Annotated in this window: 4 protein-coding genes; 3 read left to right on the plus strand and 1 reads right to left on the minus strand. The window is 43.3% G+C overall.

The window, feature by feature from the left end:
• Together ACWVCM_RS01635 and ACWVCM_RS01640 are read left to right on the plus strand one after the other, a co-directional pair.
• A partial coding sequence (locus ACWVCM_RS01635) for a YeaH/YhbH family protein (protein WP_455199955.1) occupies nucleotides 1–816 on the plus strand: 816 nt, incomplete at its 5' end.
• On the plus strand, nucleotides 813–2,345 hold the full coding sequence (locus tag ACWVCM_RS01640; RefSeq protein WP_455199956.1) for a SpoVR family protein: 1,533 nt from the start codon (nucleotides 813–815) through the stop codon (nucleotides 2,343–2,345). The genes ACWVCM_RS01635 and ACWVCM_RS01640, both read left to right, overlap by 4 nt.
• Nucleotides 2,346–2,368: 23 nt before the next feature.
• Here the strand turns inward: ACWVCM_RS01640 and ACWVCM_RS01645 are convergent, their stop codons facing one another.
• The gene (locus tag ACWVCM_RS01645) at nucleotides 2,369–3,115 is read right to left on the minus strand and encodes a creatininase family protein (RefSeq protein ID WP_455199957.1); all 747 of its coding nucleotides are present in this window, start codon (nucleotides 3,113–3,115) and stop codon (nucleotides 2,369–2,371) included.
• Between the two features lie 177 nt (nucleotides 3,116–3,292).
• Between ACWVCM_RS01645 and ACWVCM_RS01650 the strand changes: the two genes are divergently transcribed.
• Nucleotides 3,293–4,696: an HTTM domain-containing protein gene (locus ACWVCM_RS01650; protein WP_455199958.1), complete on the plus strand. Its 1,404-nt coding sequence runs from the start codon at nucleotides 3,293–3,295 to the stop codon at nucleotides 4,694–4,696.
• Nucleotides 4,697–4,713: the final 17 nt, after the last annotated feature.

The following is a 4,713-nucleotide window of genomic DNA, read 5'->3' on the forward strand; positions in this document are numbered from 1 at the left end:
GCTGGTTATACCACCAGTGGCGTACCAACCAATATCAACGTAATACGATCCATGAAGGGCGCATTGGCCAGACGCATGGCATTGCGTGCGCCTTACCAGGAAAAACTCAAGCAGGTAGAAACAGAATACGACGAACTCAATTCGCTACACGAAGAAGACCACCCAAAACTTCTGGAACTCAAAGAAGAAATCCATCGGCTTAAAACAAAAATAAATGCGATTCCATTTATAGACACCTTTGACCTGCGTTATAACAATCGCGTTAAAGAACCATCTCCCACTACGCGCGCGGTCATGTTTTGCCTGATGGATGTATCCGGATCAATGAACGAAGAACGCAAGGATATCGCAAAACGTTTTTTTATACTGTTGTATTTATTCCTGACTCGCACCTATGAAAACATTGACGTTGTATTTATTCGTCACCACACTACCGCAAAAGAAGTGGATGAACAGGAATTTTTTTATTCCCGCGAAACAGGAGGCACAGTCGTCTCAAGTGCCCTGGAACTGATGTATGAGATTATCGCCGATCGCTACCCGACATCAGACTGGAATATCTATGCCGCACAGGCATCAGACGGTGACAACTGGGAAGGCGACTCACCTGCGTGCCGTGAAATTCTGGTCAACAAAATTATGCCTTGCCTGCAGTATTATGCATACGTTGAAATCACCGCCTATGAGCATCAAAGCTTATGGCGTGAATACGAAAAAGTTAGAGAATATTTTGGCAACTTTGCCATTCAGGATATTGCCGGATTAACCAGCATCTACCCCGTATTCCGTGAACTGTTCAAGAAACACGAAGCATGACAACAGCCACCACTAAATCAAAGAAGTCCAGACGCACGCCTATTTCTGAAACATCGGAATGGACACCTGAACTCATTAGAAACTACGATGAAGAAATTGCACGCGTAGCCGAAGGCTTTGGCCTGGATACCTATCCCAACCAGATAGAAATTATAAGTTCTGAGCAAATGATGGATGCCTATTCATCGGTTGGCATGCCACTGGGTTACAATCATTGGTCGTTCGGCAAACAGTTCCTGGAAACGGAGCGACGTTATAAACGCGGCCATATGGGATTAGCCTATGAAATTGTGATTAACTCAAATCCATGCATTGCCTATTTAATGGAAGAGAACACCATGACAATGCAGGCATTGGTAATTGCTCATGCTTGCTATGGCCATAATTCCTTTTTCAAAGGTAATTACCTGTTTCGCACCTGGACCAATGCGGATGCCATCATTGACTATCTGCTTTTTGCAAAAAAATATATCAGCAGATGCGAGCAACGTTATGGCATCAGCGAAGTAGAAATGATTCTCGACTCCTGCCACGCATTAATGAACTACGGTGTTGATCGTTACAAAAGACCGTCACCGTTGTCTACTGAAGAAGAACTGTTACGGCAAAAAGAGCGTGAAGAGTATCTGCAATCTCAGGTTAACGATCTGTGGCGCACCATTCCGGCAGTTGAAAAAGAAGACGACAAACAAAAAGAGTTCCGCTTCCCTCACGAACCACAGGAAAACCTGTTATATTTTATAGAGAAAAACGCGCCATTAATGGAGCCCTGGCAACGCGAGATTGTTCGCATCGTTCGTAAAATCGCCCAATATTTCTATCCACAACGTCAAACCCAGGTAATGAATGAAGGATGGGCTACATTCTGGCACTACACCATACTTAATAAACTCTATGACGAAGGCCTTGTTACTGACGGATTTATGATGGAGTTTCTCCAGTCACATACCAACGTCATAGCACAACCGCCTTACAACAGTCCCTATTTTAGCGGCATAAATCCCTACACCCTGGGATTTGCCATGATGAGTGATATCAAGCGAATCTGTGAAGATCCAACGGAAGAAGACAAACAGTGGTTTCCCGATATTGCAGGCAGCAACTGGCTGGAAACCCTGGATTTTGCAATGCGCAATTTCAAGGATGAAAGTTTTATTGCGCAATTCCTGTCACCAAAACTGATTCGTGACCTGCGATTATTTGCCGTGCTGGACGATGATTCAAAAAATACCCTTGAAATTACCGCAATTCATGATGAAGCGGGTTATAAAAAAGTACGCCAGGCAATGGTGGAACAATATAATCTGGGTTCACGTGAACCTAACCTCCAGGTTTACAATGTTGACCTGCGTGGTGATCGTTCATTAACACTACGCCATAATCAACATAACAGAAAACCATTAAGCGAAGCAGCAGATGAAGTATTAAAGCATCTCGCACAGTTGTGGGGATTCACGGTACGAATTGATACCGTAAAGGAAGATGGAAGCCGCGAACTCACCCACGAATGCCGGGTTAAGAACAAATAAATATTACGCCGATGGGTAGCATCTTATCCAACTCGTTTTCTTATATCTGATATATAATCTTCAAGATCCTGTAACATCGCCTTAAGAAAAAGCTCACCCTTCTCGCGTGTTGCTAATGTCGGATCCCCAATCGCACCACTGATTGAATAGTTGCCTGATTCTGGATCACTTTTTTGCAATACACCTCTCGTTGCACCAGCACTCAAACCCGATTCGGCTTTCTTCATGTCAACCTGTTCTGGCGCCATCGCCAACATGATTGATGTCTCAATTTCATCGGCATGCCCGCCTGTTACCTGCTGTGATATTTGTTGTTCTATCGCCCTGAACTGACGCCCTTGATACAAATTCCATAAATGCAACTCCCCATCAAATTCATATTTTTCAATTAAACTACGTAATGGAGAAATTGTGCTAATACCGGTGTTTAAAATAATAAGATGCGCTATTTCATGACTAAAAATAGACTGACACACCTCAGCGACGAACTTTATAAAGGTTTCATCAGTGACGCTAATACTTCCTGGATAATTAATAAACGCAGGATAATAGCCGTAACCTATTGTTGGCCACACGATTAGCTCATACGATTTTAATAGTTGCTCGGTTATCCAGTAAGCCTGAACCGCGTCAGCATTCATGGGCAAATGCAATCCATGCTCCTTACAACTGGCAGCAATGGGCAGCACCGACAACGAACTAACCTTAAGGTATTCGGCGAAGACTTCCCACGTAATCTCTTCAACCCGTACGCCTATGTAATCTTGCATATTGCGACAGCCCTCCCGGGAGACCAGACAAAAACAAAACCAGATCGAATTACGGTTGACATTTATTCGCCATATCGCATACTGGCTAACAAAATATTACTAAAAAAACATCCGGTTATATTTAGCTGCAGTTATTAATATTAACTAATTATATATCCTGGATTGAACAAATCTCTCATGTTCACAGAACGTATAAAACTTAAGCTATTCAATCCGATCGACATTTCCTTCCTGGTAGTATTTCGAATTGGTTTTGCCGTCATTATGTTCTGGGAAGTCATTCGCTACTGGAGACACGACTGGATTCATGCGTTTTATATCAAACCCGAGTTCTACTTCAAATATTATGGATTTGAATGGGTACAGCCCTGGCCGGGTGACGGTATGTACTATCACTTCATCGCACTTGGCATACTCGCTATATTCATTGGCATCGGGTTTCTTTACCGAATCAGTGCGTTTATTTTTTTTCTGGCATTCAGCTATGTTTTTCTGCTGGATCAGGCGCGATACTTAAACCACTTTTACCTGGTGATTCTGATTAGTTTCCTGCTTATCCTGTTGCCCGCACACCGGAGTTTTTCTGTCGATGCAAAGTTATGGCCGAAGCGCCAGTCGAACACCGTTCCAGCGTGGTCAATCTGGCTTTTAAGATTGCAGTTTGAAGTACTTTATATTTACGCGGGCATAGTAAAAATCAATTCTGACTGGTTGAACCTGGAACCATTACGCATGTGGCTATCAATGCGTGCTGACATGCCCCTTGTCGGTTTTATTTATACTCAGGATTGGGCCATTGCGATTGCGGCTTATGGGGTAATCCTTTTACATATTGTTGGCGCGCCATTGTTACTCTGGAAGCGTACCCGTCTTGCCGTTTTTATTATTTACGCCTGCTTCCACCTGCTAAATCACTTTACTTTTAATATCGGGATTTTCCCGTGGCTAACCTTATTCGGTACATTGGTATTTTTTGATCCTGACTGGCCAAAGCAGGTAGCTAACAAACTGGCGAGCTATTTTAATGATAATAAACCTGGATTTACTGCCTCGAGCCCTGGTTCAGCTCTTACACCTCCGGGACTGCAAAACACAGTTGCTCAAAACTCCCTGCTAATATTTATCGGCGTATGGCTATCTTTTCAAATTTTATTTCCTCTGCGTCACTTGTTATATCCGGGGAACGTGAGCTGGACTGAAGAAGGTCATCGTTTCGCCTGGCAAATGAAGCTTCGGGATAAAAAAGGATTTGCGGATTTCACCATTCTTGACCCCATATCCAGACAATCCTGGTATATTGAACCAGAGTACTATTTAACAAAAAAGCAGGTGCGTAAAATGCCTACGCAACCCGATATGGTTTTACAATTCGCTCGCTATCTGGAACAAAAATGGAAGAAGGACTATAACCTGGATAATGTTGAAATCAGGGTAAACAATTACGTATCGTTGAACGGACGTGAACCAGCCCCTTTGGTTAATCCAGGCATCGACCTGACCAAACTCGAACGTAATCTAAAACACGCAGAATGGATATTACCATTGCATGAGCCTCTCAGGCGTCTGGCACAATCAGACTAAATTCAGGGCGACCCATA

The organism is Kaarinaea lacus (genome assembly GCF_975902315.1).

Bases quoted from the DNA above. Each gene is read 5' to 3' on its own strand.
- ACWVCM_RS01645 (WP_455199957.1), bottom strand. From the start codon at position 3,115: ATGCAAGATTACATAGGCGTACGGGTTGAAGAGATTACGTGGGAAGTC.
- ACWVCM_RS01640 (WP_455199956.1), top strand. From the start codon at position 813: ATGACAACAGCCACCACTAAATCAAAGAAGTCCAGACGCACGCCTATT.
- ACWVCM_RS01650 (WP_455199958.1), top strand. From the start codon at position 3,293: ATGTTCACAGAACGTATAAAACTTAAGCTATTCAATCCGATCGACATT.